This is a genomic window from Sinorhizobium sp. 8-89 (assembly GCF_030124325.1).
Classification (GTDB): domain Bacteria; phylum Pseudomonadota; class Alphaproteobacteria; order Rhizobiales; family Rhizobiaceae; genus Sinorhizobium.
This window is the reverse complement of record NZ_JASKLR010000005.1, coordinates 288606-305500: the sequence shown is the minus strand read 5'-3', so window position 1 is coordinate 305500 and position 16895 is coordinate 288606. Positions and strand designations below refer to the sequence as shown.

Annotated in this window: 14 protein-coding genes; 2 read left to right on the top strand and 12 right to left on the bottom strand. The window is 62.0% G+C overall.

Going from position 1 to position 16895, the window contains the following annotated elements; all coding sequences use genetic code 11:
- Positions 1–25: 25 nt before the first annotated feature.
- The 4 genes from QN219_RS13615 to QN219_RS13600 all read right to left on the bottom strand — a co-directional run bounded on the left by QN219_RS13615 (position 26) and on the right by QN219_RS13600 (position 5661).
- Positions 26–1579: a sugar ABC transporter ATP-binding protein gene (locus tag QN219_RS13615; protein ID WP_284000226.1), complete on the bottom strand. Its 1554-nt coding sequence runs from the start codon at positions 1577–1579 to the stop codon at positions 26–28.
- Positions 1580–1839: 260 nt separating this feature from the next.
- Positions 1840–2829, bottom strand: coding sequence for an ABC transporter substrate-binding protein (locus tag QN219_RS13610; RefSeq protein ID WP_284000224.1), 990 nt, complete (start codon positions 2827–2829; stop codon positions 1840–1842).
- 262 nt (positions 2830–3091) lie between these two features.
- Positions 3092–4111, bottom strand: coding sequence for an aldo/keto reductase (locus QN219_RS13605; protein ID WP_284000222.1), 1020 nt, complete (start codon positions 4109–4111; stop codon positions 3092–3094).
- 41 nt (positions 4112–4152) lie between these two features.
- Complete coding sequence (locus QN219_RS13600) at positions 4153–5661, bottom strand: altronate dehydratase family protein (RefSeq protein WP_284000221.1); 1509 nt, start codon at positions 5659–5661, stop codon at positions 4153–4155.
- 365 nt (positions 5662–6026) lie between these two features.
- Here QN219_RS13600 and QN219_RS13595 point away from each other — a divergent pair, with 365 nt between their 5' ends.
- Entirely contained in the window at positions 6027–6905 is an 879-nt protein-coding gene (locus tag QN219_RS13595) for a GntR family transcriptional regulator (protein ID WP_284000220.1), read from the top strand.
- 32 nt (positions 6906–6937) lie between these two features.
- Here QN219_RS13595 and hpaI read toward each other — a convergent pair whose 3' ends face one another.
- The 3 genes from hpaI to QN219_RS13580 form a co-directional block, all read right to left on the bottom strand.
- Positions 6938–7738, bottom strand: a complete 801-nt coding sequence (gene hpaI, locus QN219_RS13590) for a 4-hydroxy-2-oxoheptanedioate aldolase (protein WP_284000218.1) — start codon at positions 7736–7738, stop codon at positions 6938–6940.
- 140 nt (positions 7739–7878) lie between these two features.
- Complete coding sequence (gabD, locus tag QN219_RS13585; protein WP_284000217.1) at positions 7879–9333, bottom strand: NADP-dependent succinate-semialdehyde dehydrogenase; 1455 nt, start codon at positions 9331–9333, stop codon at positions 7879–7881.
- Between the two features lie 32 nt (positions 9334–9365).
- On the bottom strand, positions 9366–10772 hold the full coding sequence (locus QN219_RS13580; RefSeq protein WP_284000216.1) for a pyridoxal-dependent decarboxylase: 1407 nt from the start codon (positions 10770–10772) through the stop codon (positions 9366–9368).
- 137 nt (positions 10773–10909) lie between these two features.
- Between QN219_RS13580 and QN219_RS13575 the strand changes: the two genes are divergently transcribed.
- Positions 10910–11506: a nitroreductase family protein gene (locus QN219_RS13575; protein ID WP_284000214.1), complete on the top strand. Its 597-nt coding sequence runs from the start codon at positions 10910–10912 to the stop codon at positions 11504–11506.
- Between the two features lie 63 nt (positions 11507–11569).
- On the opposite strand, the gene gyrB is transcribed toward QN219_RS13575, so the two are convergent.
- The 5 genes from gyrB to QN219_RS13550 form a co-directional block, all read right to left on the bottom strand.
- The gene (gene gyrB, locus QN219_RS13570) at positions 11570–14005 is read right to left on the bottom strand and encodes a DNA topoisomerase (ATP-hydrolyzing) subunit B (protein WP_284000213.1); all 2436 of its coding nucleotides are present in this window, start codon (positions 14003–14005) and stop codon (positions 11570–11572) included.
- 135 nt (positions 14006–14140) lie between these two features.
- Complete coding sequence (locus tag QN219_RS13565; protein ID WP_284000212.1) at positions 14141–14518, bottom strand: helix-turn-helix transcriptional regulator; 378 nt, start codon at positions 14516–14518, stop codon at positions 14141–14143.
- Positions 14515–15081, bottom strand: a complete 567-nt coding sequence (locus QN219_RS13560) for a Smr/MutS family protein (protein WP_284000211.1) — start codon at positions 15079–15081, stop codon at positions 14515–14517. The genes QN219_RS13565 and QN219_RS13560 overlap by 4 nt, the downstream gene beginning before the upstream one ends.
- Positions 15074–16180, bottom strand: coding sequence for a murein transglycosylase A (locus QN219_RS13555; RefSeq protein ID WP_284000210.1), 1107 nt, complete (start codon positions 16178–16180; stop codon positions 15074–15076). Before QN219_RS13555 ends, QN219_RS13560 begins: the two co-directional genes overlap by 8 nt.
- 7 nt (positions 16181–16187) lie before the next feature.
- The gene (locus QN219_RS13550) at positions 16188–16892 is read right to left on the bottom strand and encodes a Tim44/TimA family putative adaptor protein (protein WP_284000209.1); all 705 of its coding nucleotides are present in this window, start codon (positions 16890–16892) and stop codon (positions 16188–16190) included.
- Between the last annotated feature and the right edge of the window lie 3 nt (positions 16893–16895).

Here is a 16895-nt window from a genome sequence, read left to right as displayed (position 1 = left end):
AGTCCCTTATGCCTGTTTCTCGCAATCACGCGCCGATCGCCTGTGCCAGCACGTCCTCATGGCTGGCGGTACGGTAGCCGTGGCTTCCCACAACCCGCCCCTGCCGGAAGACATGAAGCCGGTCCGACAGTTCGTAGACCTCGGGCAAGTAGGAGGAGATCAGGATAATGCCCGCTCCCTTCTCCAGCAGCCGCGAGAAAAGCCGATAGATTTCCGCCTTGGTGCCGACATCGACGCCGACGGTCGGTTCGTCGAAGATGAACAGCTTTGCCCCGTGGCTCAGCCATTTGCCGATGACGATCTTCTGCTGATTGCCGCCGGACATGGCCGATGCCAGCACCCGGCGTGACGGCGTCTTGATCTTCAGATCCCTGATCTGGCGATCGGCGTTTGCGGCCTCTTCGGCACGGTTGATCGTCAGTCCGCGCGTCAGCCTGCGGAAAACCGGCAAGTTGATGTTGAGGCCGATCGGCAGGTTGAGGCAGAGGCCCTGGTCACGGCGGCTCTCGGGCGCAAGCGCGATGCCGAGTTCCATTGCCCTTCGCTCACTGTCGATCTCGACCTTCCTGCCCTGCCAGAAGACCTCTCCTGCGCTGAGCCGATGGCGCCCGTAAAGGCCGAGCGCAAATTCACTGCGGCCGGCGCCGATCAGGCCGTAGAGGCCGACTATCTCGCCGGCCCTGACAGTCAGCGACACGTCGGCGAAGCCTGGGCCGCTCAGCCCCCGCGTCTCGATGAGTGTCTCGCCCGCGGTAAAATGCTCCTTGTGATAAATCTGTTCGATCGTGCGATTGATCATCAGCGCGATCAGTTCGGCCTCGTTCGTCTCGCCGATCGCCCGCGTGCCGACATGAGTGCCGTCGCGCAGAACGGAGACGCGGTCGGCAAGTTCGAACACTTCCTCCAGGCGGTGGCTGATGTAGACGATCGTGACCCCTTCACTCTGCAGCCGGCGAATGAGGCGGAACAGTTGTTCGGATTCCTGTCGCGTGAGATAGGCCGTCGGCTCGTCGAAGATCAGGAACTGGGTGCCCCGCATCGCCGCGCGGGCGGTCGCGACCAGTTGCTGCTGACCGATCGTCAGGCTGCCGAGCACCGCACCTGCGGGCAGGTTGAAGCCGAGATCGTCGAGCACCCCTTGGGCGGCGTCGGTCATCGCGCGCTTACGCATCAGGCCGCGCCTGTTCATCTCGTCACCGAGAAACATGTTGGCCGCGACGGAAAGATGCGGGCAGAGCACGACTTCCTGATGGACGGCGTTGATGCCGCGCGAAATCGCCTCGTTGGGACTTGCGAGTTGAACCGGCTCGCCGCACCACAGGATCTCGCCCGAGGTTCGAGTTATCACACCGGTCAGCAGTTTGATCAGCGTCGACTTGCCGGCGCCGTTTTCACCGACGATCGCATGGACCTCGCCGGAGAGAAAGGTGATGGTCGCGGGTTTCAGTGCTTCGACGGCACCGTAATTCTTCCGCAGACTGTGCAATTCGAGGATCGGTTCACCCTTGGGAACGGGGTGGCCGGCAGGCGTTCTCAGCTTGCCCTCGTGTCGATGGCCGACCTCGTGAAGTCCAATCATGTAAGCCTCCTCCTCGGCAGCGCCTTGCTTCAAAGCCGCCGGCGGCGCTGCAATGCCTTAGAAACTGCGCATAACCCCGAAAATCGCTTGCAACTCCCGGGGTTATGCGCCGACCCGGAAGGCGACGGCGCCCCCTCGAACCTGCTGTCGCCTCATCCGGATCCTTAGATCGTTCCACCGCGTCGGTGACGCAGTGAAACGATCTGACTCTTTGAGACTTCGCCAACTCCGGACGGAAAAACCGTCACATTGGAATTGCTTCAGTTCACCTTCGGATTCAGAAGCGCATCGATTTTCGGATCGGCCATGTTGGCCTTGGTGACGAGGTTCGCGCCGGTATCGACATTGGCTTCGACCTTCTCGCCCTTCGAGACCGCAAGCGCCGTCTTTACGCCATCATAACCCATGCGATAGGGATCCTGCACCACCAGACCCGCCAGCACGCCTTCTTTCAGGAAGCCGACCGTCTTTTCGTCGCTGTCGAAGCCGATCACCTTGATCTTGTCACCGAGCTTGTTCTCGGCGATCGCTTGGCCGACGCCCTGCGCCATGATCAGATTGGAGGCGAAGACGCCGACGAGATTCGGATTGGCGGTGATCAGGTCGGTCATCATGTTGAGGCCGGTCGTTGCCTGACCATCGGCATATTTGTCGGCAACGACCTTGAAGCCCGGATACTTGGTCTTGACCTGATCGAGGAAGCCTTCACGGCGCTGGTCGAGAGAGCCGACGCCGGGCAGGCTGGTGATGATGGCGATTTCGCCTTCCTCCTTGCCGGTCGCCTCCTTGATCGCCGCAGCGAGCCCGTCGGCGGCAATACGACCGCCCTGGACGTTGTCGGTCGTCAGGAACGAGGTGAAGGCCTTCGAGTCTGCCGCCGAATCGATGCCGATGATCGGGACCGACTTTGCTGCCTCGTCGATCGGCTTGCCAAGCGCCTTGAACTCGGTCGGCGAGATCACGACTGCGGCTGGCGAGCCGGCGACGGCGTTTTCAAGGATGCTGATCTGGCCGTTGATGTCCGATTCGGACTGAGCGCCAAGTTCCGGCACATTCACGCCGAGGTCCTTGCCGGCGGCGCGCGCGCCCGCGAGAACGATCTGCCAGTAGAAGGAAGTGGTGTCCTTCACGATAATCGGGATCGTGACGTCCTGGGCGAAGGACGCGACGGGCGCCATGGTGGCGAGGAAGGCGGCACCGGCAAGTGCGGTGAAGGCTCGGCGGGACAGAATGCGCTTGGTTATGCTCATCGGGTTTCTCCTCTCAAGTAACACCTCGTTCCGTTATCGAATGCGATCCGCAAGGTGCATACGGATCGATCTTTTATCTATAAAAAACAGATTGACACGCTAGCGCAGTGAATTTGAAATGGCAAGCCGTTCTGCCGATCCCATTCATCGCGTTCCTCCCAGACGCAACAATATGTTTTCATAGGCATTTCCGGAAGGGTACAGGCGTACCGGTGTCCCGGTTTGCCGCCGCGCGGACATCAAGTCAGCGCAACGGCACCTGTCAGGCCCGTACCGCGTCCAGCCCGAGTTCGGGCGCGACAAGTGTGTAAGGCTCGAAGGCGGCGAAGTCTTCCGCCGCGATCTTCTGTCGGGTGAGTTCCATATTGCGCTCGAGGCTCGCGGGCTTTGCGGTGCCGAGCAGCACCGAAGCGACCTGCGGACTGGCAAGAGGGAACTGGAGCGCAGGTGCAGCGAGCGGCATGCCGCGATCGCGTGCGATCTTTTCCATTGCGGCAACACGCCCCCGCACTTCTTCGCTGGCCGGCATATAGTCGAAATGGGCGCCTTCGACCGGTCCGGTGGCGAGAATACCGGAATTGAACACGCCGCCAACGACGAGCGATGTCCCCTTCTTCTCGCAAAGCGGAAGCAACTCGGCGACCGCCGAGCGGTCGAGAAGCGTGTAGCGACCGGCCAGGAGTATGCAGTCGATATCGGCCCGCCGCATGACCTCAAGGCAGACCGGCACCTCGTTAACGCCCAGGCCATAGGCCGAGATGACGCCGCTCGACTTCAGCTCTTCCAGGGCCTTCAGGCCGGAATCCATCAGCTGCCGTAAAAACACGGCATTCTTCGCGGCGCCGTGGGTGTAGACGCCGATATCATGAACATAGAGGATATCGATGCGATTGAGACCGAGGCGGGCGTAGCTGAAATCGACGGACCGCATGATCGCGTCATAGCTGTAGTCGAAAGTGACGTCGAAATTCAGCGGTTTTACGTAGGAATAGTCCGGAACGGCGCTTTCCGGGACCGGACGAAGCAGGCGGCCCACTTTTGTCGAAAGCACGAAGCTGTCGCGCGGCTTGTCCTGCAGGAAATCGCCGACGCGCCGCTCGGCCAGGCCCAACCCATAATAGGGCGCCACGTCGAAATAGCGGATGCCGGCCGCCCAAGCGGCGTCGAGCGTCTCCATCGCTGCCTCCCGCGTGCATTCGCGATAGAGGCCGCCAAGCCCGGCCGCACCAAAACTGTATTCGGTCACGGAGAGATTCGTCCGGCCGATTTTTCTTTTCTGCATTCCCTGTCTCCTCCCTCCAAGGATGCGCTCTTCCCACATCGTCAGAGTGTCGCCCCCAGATGCCAGGGAACGAATTCATTGTCGCCATAACCGAAGAGTTCGCTCTTGGTCTTGCGGCCGGAAGCGGTATCGATGATGAGATCGAAGATTTCACGGCCAAGACCGGCAATGGTTGCCTCTCCCGAAGCGATCACGCCGCAATCGATGTCCATGTCTTCCTCCATGGCGCGATAAAGCGGCGTGTTGCTGGTGAGCTTGATCGACGGCGCAGGGCGACAGCCGAAGCAACTGCCGCGTCCTGTCGTAAATGCGATGACATTCGCGCCGCCCGCGACCTGTCCGGTTGCCGAAACCGGGTCGTAGCCGGGCGTATCCATGAACACGAGCCCATGCTCGGTGACGCGCTCGGCGTAGTTGTAGACAGCCGTCAACGGCGACCGCCCGCCCTTGGCGACCGCACCGAGCGATTTCTCCAGGATCGTCGTGAGACCGCCGCGCTTGTTGCCCGGCGAAGGATTGTTGTCGAGCGATGCACCATGCAATGCCACGTAATTTTCCCACCAGGAAATCAGTCCGTCGAGCTTCACCGCGACGCCTTCGTTGACCGCCCGGCTGCGCAAGAGGTGTTCGGCGCCATAAATCTCCGAGGTCTCCGAGAGGATAGCGGTGCCGCCGGCGCTCGCGAGAATATCGACTGCTGCGCCGAGCGCCGGGTTCGCCGTAACGCCTGAAAGCCCGTCGGAGCCGCCGCATTGCAGGCCGACAATGATCTCGCTGACCGGAATCGGCACGCGCCGCGCCGTTGCGACTTCCTGGGCGATTTCGTCGAGGACACCCAGGGCGCGCTCGACCGACCGCCGGGATCCGCCCGCCTCCTGGATGTTGAAATGGCGCTTTTCCGCGCCGGAGCCGCTCTGGCCGTAGAGCGTCAACTGGTTGACCTCGCAGCCGAGCCCGACCATCAGCACGCCGCCGAAATTGGCGTGACGCGCATAGCCGGCGAGCGTCCGGTGCAGGTTCTTCATCCCCTCGCCGGTCGACGACATGCCGCAGCCTTGATCATGCACGATCGGCACGAAGCCATCTATGCCTTCGTATCTCGGCAGGATGCGCCGGTTGGCCTCGTCGGCGATGGCTCGACAGACCGTGGTGGAACAGTTCACGCTTGCGATGATGCCGATATAGTTGCGGGTGGCGGCCCGCCCGTCGGCCCTGCGGTAACCCAGGAAAGTCCGGGCCTTGTCGGCCGCACTCGCGGCTTCCGGCGGAACGGCTGCGCCAATCGCAAGACGGTCCTTGTCAAAGGCGAGATTGTGCGAATGAACATGGTCGCCAGCGCCTATGTCGCCGGTCGCGCGGCCAATCGCCTGCGCATATTTGATTACCGGCTCGCCGCTTGCGATGGCTCGTGTCGCAACCTTGTGGCCGGGCTCGATCCGCGCCTTGGCCCGGGCGCCACCCGGAAGCAGCTGCCCCGCTTCGATCGGGAAGGTGGCAACAGCGACATTGTCCTCCGGCGAGAGAAGGATTGAAGACGGGGCGGCGGACAAATTGCGGCACTCCTGAATTCATTCTTGTGCAATAGTCGCACGATCAATTTGTCTTTTATCCACAATAGACAGAAATCCGTCAACAGGTATTATGATCGAAAACTCGCGTCATGGACCATGGCCGGCCGTAAGGGCGTGGAAAGATCGGGGGCGACCGAATGCCTGGATATCGTTGCCGCAACGAAGACAAACCTGCGTCGCCGGGCTATTGCATCATTGCTTCGGTCGGCGCCGACTCGATGAATCACGCAGTAAATCAAAATGCTACTGCCGCTTCCGAGCGTCTGGTAAGACGCCCCAAGCCGTAGAACAGCAACAGTTCCGGGCGCGACGCCCGCAGCAACAGGGAACCGGCCGGACTTTCCATGGCGAAGCAGAACACCGTTTTCAAGGATGCCTTCAATCGCTGCCTGAAGCTGCTGGCAGAGACCTCCACGCTGCCTTCCGAACCGGAACTCGGGCAGGTGCTGGGGGTGAGCCGCACCACGGTCCGGGCCATTCTTTCCCGCTGCGAGGAGCTCAAGCTGATCATCTGGGACAAACGCCGGAAGATCGTGCTGCGCCGCCCGGAGCCGCGCGACTATTTTCCGACCGAAGAAACCAATTCGCTTGCCGAGATCATCGAGCGCAGTTTCATGCGCCGGATTCTGGCCGGAGGCGCCGAACCCGGCATGCAGATCAACGAGCTAGAGCTCGCGCGCGAGATCGGCACCGGGACGACAAGCGTACGCGAATTCCTGATCCGCTTCAGCCGCTTCGGCCTGATCGAGAAGCGGCCGAACAGCCATTGGGTGCTCAAGGGCTTTACCCGCGAGTTCGCGCTCGAACTGACCGAAGTGCGGGAAATGTTCGAGTTGAGATCCGCCGCGACCTTCGTCGCCCTGCCGGGGGACCACCCCGCCTGGGAGGAGCTGAAGAAGATCGAGGCGGTGCACCGCGAAATCCTCGCTGACATCGACAACCGCTACAAGGAGTTTTCCGAACTCGACGAGCGCTTCCATCTGCTGGTGCATAAGTCGTCCAGCAACCGCTTCATCATCGACTTCTACGACATCATCGCGATCGTCTTCCACTATCACTACCAGTGGAACAAGGCGAACTCGCGTGAACGCAATGCGCGTGCGCTCGAAGAGCATCTCGCCTATATCGCCGCGCTGCAGTCGCGCGACCCGAAGCAGGTGGACCAGGCTTGCCGGCGGCATTTGAAATCGGCGCGGGAGACCCTGCTGCAATCCATTCCGTAGCCGGCTACCGGGTTATCTCAACTCGGCCGCGCTCAGTATCCGGATTCGGGCCTCGAGGTTTGTTGCTCGCCTGAAAATTCCTGCCGCAAGCGCTGCGTCGCGCTGACAAGGAGTGTGACGTCCGTGCCGATGGCCATGAAATCCGCGCCAAGATCGCGGTAATCGCGCGCTTGGGCAAGATCGAGGGTCATGATGCCGCGCGCCTTGCCGGCGCGTTTGATGCGCGCGAAAGCATCGACAATGGCGGCCCGGACTTCGGGGTGGCCGGAATTGCCGAGATGGCCCATGTCCGCGGCGAGGTCGGCGGGGCCGATGAAGAGGCCGTCCACGCCGTCGAGCGCGGCGATGGCGTCGATCGCATCCAGCCCCTTGCGGCTCTCGATCTGCAGGATGAGGCAAATCTCCTCGTTGGCCGTCTGCAGATAATCGCCGATCCGCCCGAAATTCGAGGCGCGGCCAAGAGCGGCGCCGACGCCGCGAATGCCGTGCGGCGGATAACGAACGGCGCGGACCAGTTGCCGCGCCTGCTCGACGCTATCGACCATGGGGATCAGCAGGGTCTGAACGCCTGTGTCGAGCGCCTGCTTGATGAGCGCCGTATCGCCGACGGGCAGACGAACGATCGGATGGCTGGCGCGCCCCGCGATCGCGCGGAACTGCGCCGAGAGAAGCGGTAGATCGTTCGGAGCATGCTCGCCGTCGATCAGCAGCCAATCGTAACCGCTATCGGCCACGACTTCGGCGGCGTAGGGATTGGCCAGCGCCACCCACAGGCCGAGCTGGAAACGGTTTTCGCGGATCGCCGCTTTAAAGGGGTTTTTCGGGGCCGGCATGATCGGTCTCCTCTTCCGGACGGATCATGGGAAAGTCCGCCGGGCATTAGAATCGATTATGAAGACTAACTTCTTCCCGGCAAAAGAAAACCGGCCAGGGCTCCCGGCCGGTTTTGCATCAACACCGGTGGTTGGCCGCCTCAGGCAATACCGCCGAGGCAGACGTACTTGATCTCCATGAACTCCTCGATGCCGTATTTCGAGCCTTCGCGGCCGAGGCCGGAAAGCTTGACACCGCCGAACGGCGCCTCGGCTGTGGAGATGAGCCCGGTATTGACGCCGACCATGCCGTATTCCAGCGCTTCCGCGACACGGAAAACGCGCGCGAGATCCTTGGCGTAGAAATAGGAAGCAAGGCCGAACTCCGTGTCGTTGGCTTGGGCGATCACATCGGCCTCGTCCTTGAAGCGGAAGAGCGGGGCCACGGGCCCGAAGGTCTCCTCGCGCGCGATGGCCATCGCCTGGGTGACGTTGGCCAGCACCGTTGCCTCGAAGAACGTGCCGCCGAGGGCATGGCGCCTGCCGCCCTGGACCACGCGAGCGCCCTTGGCAAGCGCATCGGCCACATGCTCCTCGACCTTGGCGAGCGCCGGCTGGTCGATCAGCGGCCCCAGAATGACGCCTTCTTCCATGCCGTTGCCGGTCTTCAACTTGGCGACGGCGGCGGCAAGCTTTTCGGAGAAGGCCTCGTAGACACCGTCCTGAACATAGATGCGGTTGGCACAGACGCAGGTCTGGCCATTGTTGCGGAACTTGGCGATCAGCGCACCCTCGACTGCCGCATCGAGGTCGGCATCGTCGAAGACGATGAAGGGCGCGTTGCCGCCAAGCTCGAGACCAAGCTTCTTGATCGTGGTCGCGCTCTGGCGATAGAGCTCGGCGCCGACTTCGGTCGAGCCGGTAAAGGTCAGCTTGCGCACGGTCGGGTTCGAGGTCATCTCGGCGCCGATTTCGCGCGCCGAGCCGGTGATGACGCTGAAGAGGCCCTTCGGCATGCCGGCGCGTTCGGCAAGAACGGCAATCGCAATCGCCGAGAAGGGCGTCTGTGCGGCGGGCTTCAGCACCATCGCGCAGCCGGCGGCAAATGCGGGTCCGGCTTTGCGGGTGATCATCGCGTTGGGGAAGTTCCAGGGCGTGATGGCCGCGACGACGCCAATCGGCTGTTTCATCACCAGGATGCGCTTGTCCTTCTGATGGCCGGGCACGATGTCGCCATAGACGCGACGCGCCTCTTCCGCGAACCATTCGATGAAGCTTGCGCCGTAGACGATTTCGCCGGTCGCTTCCGCCAGCGGCTTGCCCTGTTCGGTCGTCAGAATCCGGCCGAGATCGTCCTTGTTCTCGATTATCAGCTCGAACCAGCGACGCAGGATGGTGGAGCGCTCCTTGGCGGTGCGTGCCGCCCATTCCTTCTGCGCCCGCGCTGCGGTTTCAATTGCAGCCCGGGTTTCGGCGGCGCCAAGCTTCGGAACACGGCCGATGATCTCACCGGTCGCCGGATTGTTCACCTCGATCGCGTTTTTCGGGTCGGCTTCGATCCAGTTTTCGCCGACGAGAGCGGCCTGGCGAAACAGCGACGGATCTTTCAAGTTCATGGCGCGTCCTTCCTCGGAAAAAACTACAGAACTTATACAACTTTTTTAGACAGTTCGACAATCACCTTGAACGCCGTTTCTGCATCATCCTGCGTCATGCTGAATTGCCCCGCCTGGAACCGGATGGCAATGCGCCCGTCGACGCGCGTCTGCGTCAGGTAGATCCGGCCGTCGTCGTTGATCGCCTTCACCAGAGCGAGATTATGGGCGTCGGCATCGGAGCCGCCGGCATGTCGGAACGAAAAGAGAGACAGAACCGGTTCTGTAACGATTTCGAAGCTCGGTTCGTTCCGCAAGCGCTCCGCCAGATTCTCGGCCCAGCGCACATGGTTGCGGATCATTTGCCTCAGTCCTGAAAGCCCGTGGAAGCGCAACAGAAACCAGAGCTTGAGGGCGCGGAAGCGCCGGCCCAGCGGCACCGACCATTCGGAGTAGTTGACGACGCCGTCCTGCCCATGGGTCTTCAGGAATTCCGGCTGGATGGCCAGGGAGCGCACCAGATCGTCAGGGTTGCGGAGGAAATGGGCGGAGCAGTCGAACTGTGCACCGAGCCATTTGTGCGGATTGAAGACGACCGAATCGGCGCCTTCGACGCCCTGCCAGAGTGGGCGGAATTCCTCGCAGATCATCGCTGCCCCCGCCCAGGCGGCGTCCACGTGGACATAAAGGCCATGTCCTCTCGCGACACGGACAACCTCGGCAATATCATCGCAGGCGCCGACACTTGTCCCGCCGGTGCAAGCGATGATGCCCGCCGGAACATAACCTGCCTTGCGGTCCGCCTCGATCGCCGCGGCAAGGGCAACGCAGTCCATCGCCCGACGCTCGCCGACCGTCGGTATGCGGACGAGGTTCTCTTCGCCTATGCCGCTCACCCAGATGGCGCGGTCGATCGAGGTGTGGACCTGGTCGGAGGAATAGACGCGGACTTTAGGATTGGCGGCGAGCCCTGCCCGATTGCCGTTCCAGGCCAAGGCCTTCTCCCGCATCACCAGAACGGCGGCGAGCGTGGCCGACGACGCGGAATCCTGAATGACACCGGAAAAATCCGCCGGCAGTCCGATCGCCTGCCGCAACCAATCCAGCATCTTCGCCTCGAGCTCGGTCGCTGCCGGCGAGGTCTGCCAGAGCATGCATTGCGCCGCGACTGCGGTAACCAAGTATTCTGCGACGACCGAGACGGGCGCTGCATTGGCGGGGAAATAGGCAAAGAAACGCGGGTGCTGCCAGTGTGTCATGCCCGGCATGATAACCTTCTCGAAATCCTCGAAGATCCGCTCCATGGCCTCGCCGGCTTCCGGTGGGGATTGCGCGATTTGGCCCGCTATCTCACCGGCTTCCGTCTGCGCTCGGACGGGACGATCCCGAAGGGATTGCCGGTAGTCCACACCCCAATCCGCGGCCCTGGCTGACCAATGTCTGAACGTTGCCTCATCCATCGTTCCCTCCCATTTCCATGTTGCGGTTCCATCGATGCTGGAACTTTTGTAGCGTGACGCCGAATCCGCCCTCCTGGCCACCATCGAGTCTTTGGGATCTCCCAAAAGGATTCACGCGCAAATAAGGATGTTCGTTTGTGACAGAAATCAACCATAGAAGAGCCGACCACCCGATCCACTCGATCTTCCTGGAGCGCTGGTCGCCGCGCGCCTTTACCGGCGAGGAAATCAGCGAAAAGGATCTGCTTGCCCTCTTTGAAGCGGCACGTTGGGCACCTTCGGCGAGCAACAACCAACCCTGGCGCTTCGTCTATGCCCGCCGCGGTACCGAGCACTTTGCGTCGCTCTTGGACATTCTTGATGAAAGCAACCAGCGCTGGGCGAAAAACGCCGCGGCGATCGTCATCATTCTTTCGAAGACCCATAGGCTTACCTCGACCGGCGAGATGCGACCGGCCTACACACACGCCTTCGACACCGGCGCTTCATGGTTGGCGCTCGCGCTGCAGACCCGGCTTGCGGGGTTGTACGCTCATGCGATGGCGGGGATTGACCGGGACAAGGCCATGCGCGTGCTCGGCGTACCGGAACACTACCGGGTCGAAGCCGCCGTCGCGATCGGCAAACTTGCCGATCCGTCCACGCTGCCGGACGATCTGCGCGAGCGGGAAAAACCGAGCCAGCGCAAGCCGCTCGCCGACTTCGTCTTCGAAGGCCAGTTCAAGGCCGACTGACGGCGTAAAAGAAGACCGGCGCCTTTCGGCGCCGGCCAGATCTGGATCCTGCGATCAAGCGGATCAGATATCGAGATTGGCAACGCTGAGAGCGTTTTCCTGGATGAAATCGCGCCGCGGCTCCACCTCGTCGCCCATCAGACGCGAGAACAGGCCGTCGGCGTCGGTCGCATCGGCAACCTTGACCTGCAGCAGCGAGCGGACATTCGGGTCGAGCGTCGTTTCCCAGAGCTGCTCGGCATTCATCTCGCCAAGGCCCTTGTAACGCTGCATCGTCAGCCCCTTGCGGCCGGCCGCGAAAATCGCATCGAGCAGCGCTCGCGGGCCGCTGATGGCCTGGGTGCCATCACGGCGGCGCAGCACCGGCGGTTCGGAATAGACTTCCTTCAGTTTCGCCGTCAGTTGGTCGATATGGCGGGCGTCGGAGGAGCCGATCAGCGCCATGTCGAGCACCGCGACTTCCTTGACGCCGCGCACCATGCGCTCAAGCTTCAGGCCGCCTTCCGCAGTGACCGTTCCAGACCAGCCGCGCTCGGTCTCCTCGGCGATGATGTCGAGTCGGCGCGCCACTTCCGCCGCCGCGTCCTGAAATTCATCGCGCCGGCCATTCAGTTCGACATTCAACGCGCCGGCAATGGCAGCCTGCTCCACGATCGCCCGGCTGTAGCGGGAATGCAGGCCATCCATCAGCGAACGCAAGCGCAGCGCATCATTGATGACTTCGCGCAGGTCCTGCCCGGCTCTCACCTCGCCGGACGCAAGCGCCAGGGACGCTTCCTCGAGGCCCATGCTGATCAGGTAGTCTTCGAGCGCCTTTTCGTCCTTCAGGTATTGCGTGGACTTGCCGCGCGTCACCTTATAGAGCGGCGGCTGGGCGATATAGAGGTGGCCGCGCTCGATCAATTCCGGCATCTGCCGGAAGAAGAAGGTGAGCAGCAGCGTGCGGATGTGGGCGCCGTCGACGTCGGCATCCGTCATGATGATGATCTTGTGATAGCGCAGCTTGTCGGCGTTGAACTCGTCCTTGCCGATCGAGGTACCGAGCGCGGTGATCAGCGTGCCGATTTCCTGGCTCGAAAGCATCTTGTCGAAGCGCGCGCGCTCGACGTTGAGAATCTTGCCGCGCAGCGGAAGGATCGCCTGGTTCTCGCGCGAACGGCCCTGCTTGGCCGAACCGCCTGCCGAATCACCCTCCACCAGGAACACTTCCGACTTCGCCGGATCGCGCTCGGAGCAATCGGCGAGCTTGCCGGGCAGCGACGAGATATCGAGCGCACCCTTGCGGCGCGTCAACTCGCGCGCCTTGCGCGCCGCTTCGCGCGCCGCGGCCGCCTCGACAACCTTGCCAACGAGGATTTTTGCGTCCGACGGGTTTTCCTCCAGCCAGACACTCAACGCTTCGTTGACGAGGCTCTCGACAACAGGCCGGACTTCCGAGGAAACCAGCTTGTCCTTGGTCTGGGACGAGAACTTCGGATCCGGCACCTTCACCGACAGCACAGCCGTCAGGCCCTCGCGGCAGTCGTCGCCGGTCAGCGACACCTTCTCTTTCTTGGTGATGCCGGACGTATCGGCATAGGAGGTGATCTGACGTGTGAGTGCGCCGCGGAAGCCCGCCATATGCGTGCCGCCGTCGCGCTGCGGGATGTTGTTGGTGAAGCAGAGCACGTTCTCGTGATAGCTGTCGTTCCACCACATCGCCACCTCGACGGTGATGCCGTCCTTCTCGCCACGGATCGAAACCGGTTTGTGGACGAGTGGCTTCTTGGCTCGGTCGAGATAGGCGACGAAAGCTTCCAGGCCGCCGTCATACATCATCTCGTCCTGCCGCACGTCAGAATGGCGCTTGTCGGTCAGCACGATACGCACGCCGGAATTGAGAAAGGCGAGTTCGCGCAGGCGATGCTCAAGCGTGGCGTAGTCGAATTCGGTCTTTGAGAAGGTCTGTTCGCTCGGCAGGAACGTCACTTCCGTGCCGGTCTCGCCTCCCGCGTCCCCGGTGATCGTCAGCGGCCCATCGGCAACGCCGTGGGTGAAGCTCATCTCATGAATCTTGCCGGCACGGCGGATCTTGAGTTTCAGCGAGACGGACAGCGCATTGACGACGGAAACGCCCACGCCGTGCAGGCCGCCCGAGACCTTGTAGGAGTTCTGGTCGAATTTGCCGCCGGCGTGAAGCTGCGTCATGATGACCTCGGCCGCCGAGACGCCCTCTTCCCGGTGGATGTCGGTCGGAATGCCGCGGCCGTTGTCGGTCACCGTCACCGAACCCTCCGGATTGAGCGTCACCGTGACAATATCCGCATGACCGGCAAGCGCTTCGTCGATTGCGTTGTCGACGACCTCATAGACCATGTGATGCAGACCGGAACCATCGTCGGTGTCGCCGATATACATGCCCGGCCGCTTGCGTACGGCATCGAGCCCTTTCAGCACCTTGATGGAATCGGCACCATATTCGGCGATGGCGCCGGTTTCGGTCTCAGGAAAATCGGTCATTCGGCTTCAGGTCTTTCCAGGTTTTGCGAACGGCGTGATTCAGTGCGAATCACAGCGCGGGAGGCCTCGCGGAATATAGGAAATTTGTCCACGGGTTCCAAATCCCGGGCCGCGCGAGACGGCCGGGAAAGGCTTTCATCCCCTGTCATTATCAGGAATTGTGGCTTTTTCCAAAACATCTTCCAAAGCCCGGATCGTCTCTTCCGACAAACTGCGAATCTGTCCGCTCAACCGGTTGGCAAACGCGGTGTGGCCGGGCGGCAGGCCGGATGTGTCGAGTACGACCTTCGGGTCGGAAATGTCGGCGATCCGGAAGAGTTCGTCCGCCTCGTCCCAGATGACGTTGAAATAGCCGGCGACGCGTTGAAGGAAGTCGAAGCTCGGCGCCCCCCGTTTGCCGTGTTCAAGCGCTGAAAGGTAGGCCGCGGAAACGCCGATCGCAGCCGCCATCTGCTTTTGCGACACGCCCTTCCTGCGCCGCAGTTCGCGCATGGCCTCGCCAAAGGGCGTCATATCGCACTACCCTTGGCACGCGCCAAGCGGACATAAAGAGCGCCCTCACCGCCATGGTTTCGCGCCGCCGGCTCGTAGGACGAGATCAGAGACCGGAACTCCGGAAGCGAAAACCAGAGCGGCACCGCCCTTTTCAGCGCGCCATCGCTACCGAGCGACGTGCCCTTGCCAGTGATGACCAGCACGTGGCGAAGGCCGCGCTCGTGCGCCTTGAGGAGAAACTGCAACAGGAGGCCATGCGCTTCACTCTGGATCATGCCGTGCAGGTCGATCCGCGCTTCGAGCGCCAGACGGCCCTTTGAGAGCTTGCGTTTCACCGGTCTCTCGAGCGGATGGTGACGGCGCTCGGGCTTGCCTTTGCTGAGCGCAAAGCCCTTTTCACTTTTCTCAGGCGAGGCTGCCGCAACGGTCGGAGATTCCGGCGCCGCGGCGAGCGACTCCCTTTCGCTCTCGCCAAGCAGATCCGCAAGATCGTCGAGGCGGCCGGGCATGGGCCTGGTCGAACGTGCGACCTTCCCCCAAAGAATGCGATCCTCTGGCGAAAGCTTCTTTTCCTTAGCCATGGCGGTATCTGGCCGCGGCCGCACGAGGAACGAAGATGAAGAAGTCCGCCGCATTGCGCACCGATCCCGCGAGATCGCCCGCCGCGTTACCGGATCCGGTGAAGATGTCTCCCCGCGCAGGCCCGACGATCGCAGAACCGGTGTCCAGCGCGAGCATCAGACGCGCGAACGAACGCCCGCCGTCGAGATGGGTCAGGGTCTCGCTGGCGATGTAGAAGGGGACGCCGAAGGTGTGAATGAGCCGATCGATGGCAAGCGACCGGCCCGGCTCCAGCGGCACCTTTGCCGCGGCAACGGGGCCTAGGTCTTCCTCGTCTACCGACGCCTCGCGAAAGAAGATGAAGGACCGATTGTGCCACAGAACTTCGTCCACCTTTTCAGGATGCGCGGCAAGCCAATTGCGGATGCTGGCCATGGACACGGTCGCGGTATCTATTTCTCCGCGATCGATCAGCAGCTTTCCGATTGCTGAAAAGCGGTGCCCGGTCTTTGCCGCATAGGTGATGCGGCGACGCGATCCGTCCGGATAGACCAGTCGGGCTGCACCCTGCACATGAACGAAAAAAACGTCGACCTTCGAGCGGGCATAGGCGATCTCAAGCCCGCGCCCCGCGAGAAAGCCCCCATCGATCGCCTGGCGGTCCGGGTGCTCTTCGATCTGATCGCCCGAAAGGCGACCGAAGGCGAAATAGGAATCCATGCCTTCCGGGCGGTTCGCGTCGTCGATATCGATCAAATCGGCCGGTCTGCGATAGAAGGGAAAGCGAAAGATCTCATCCGCCTCGGCACGAACCTCGACCTCCGGCTCGTAAAAAGCGGTGACGAAGCCCGTGCCGCCCTCGCCGGTCCGGACCCTGAACGGTAGGAACTGCTCCTCGAAGAAGGCGCGCGCAGCCGTCGGACCAGAAACGTTCGTGCCGGCCGCCTCGAAAGCGGGCAACAGGTCGGCCACGGAAATGCCGAGCGAGCCCGTCTTGTACGGCTTGGCCGTGGCGACGTGGTGATGACAGCGCCGAAGAGCCGCAATGACGGGTCTCGGGTCGTCCGCTTGCCAACCCGGCAAGTCCGAAAAGGCGACCGGCTCGAGATGAAAGGCCATGATCGCCTCAGTTTTCCGATTCTGTGGCGATCAGTTTCCAGTTGGGATCGCGCGACCGGATATCACGCGAAAAGGTCCAGAGGTCGTTCACTTCGGCAACGGAGTCGGCATCGCCGTCGATCAGCTTGCCCTGCTTGTCATAGGTGGCCGAGATGAGCTGGCTGATGATCCGGACGGTGATATTTTCCTCGTTGTCCTTGATCTCCGCATGGGTGATGTCGGCCTTCTCGATGCCGACAAAGGTGGATTTGACCACCTCGCCCCTGGCCTCCCGCTCGGAAATGGCGGCATCAAAGCCCTCGTAGACCTCGCGCGACAACAAGCCCTTGAGCGTCTTGCGGTCGCCATCCGCGAAAGCCATCACGATCATCTCGTAGGCCATCTTGGCGCCGTTGACGAAATCCTCCGGATTGAAGCTGCGGTCGGCATCGCTCAGTGCCCTGAGCTGGCCGTTCAAAGGCGTGCCAACCTTGGCAAAGGTATCGATGGCTGTGTAGCGGGACTCCTCTTCAGCCGCACTTTCGCGGCGGGGGAGTTGCACGACCTTGCCATTGTCGGCGTTCTCCGGCCCCTTGCTCACCTCGCGGGGCGAATAGGGATCGAAAGGCGGGCGTTCACTGCCGGTCCGGCGCCCCAGAACGCTGCGCAACTGCAGGAAGATGACCACGGCAGCGATCAGGAAAAAAAACGTGATGAAGTCAAAAGAGCCCATTTC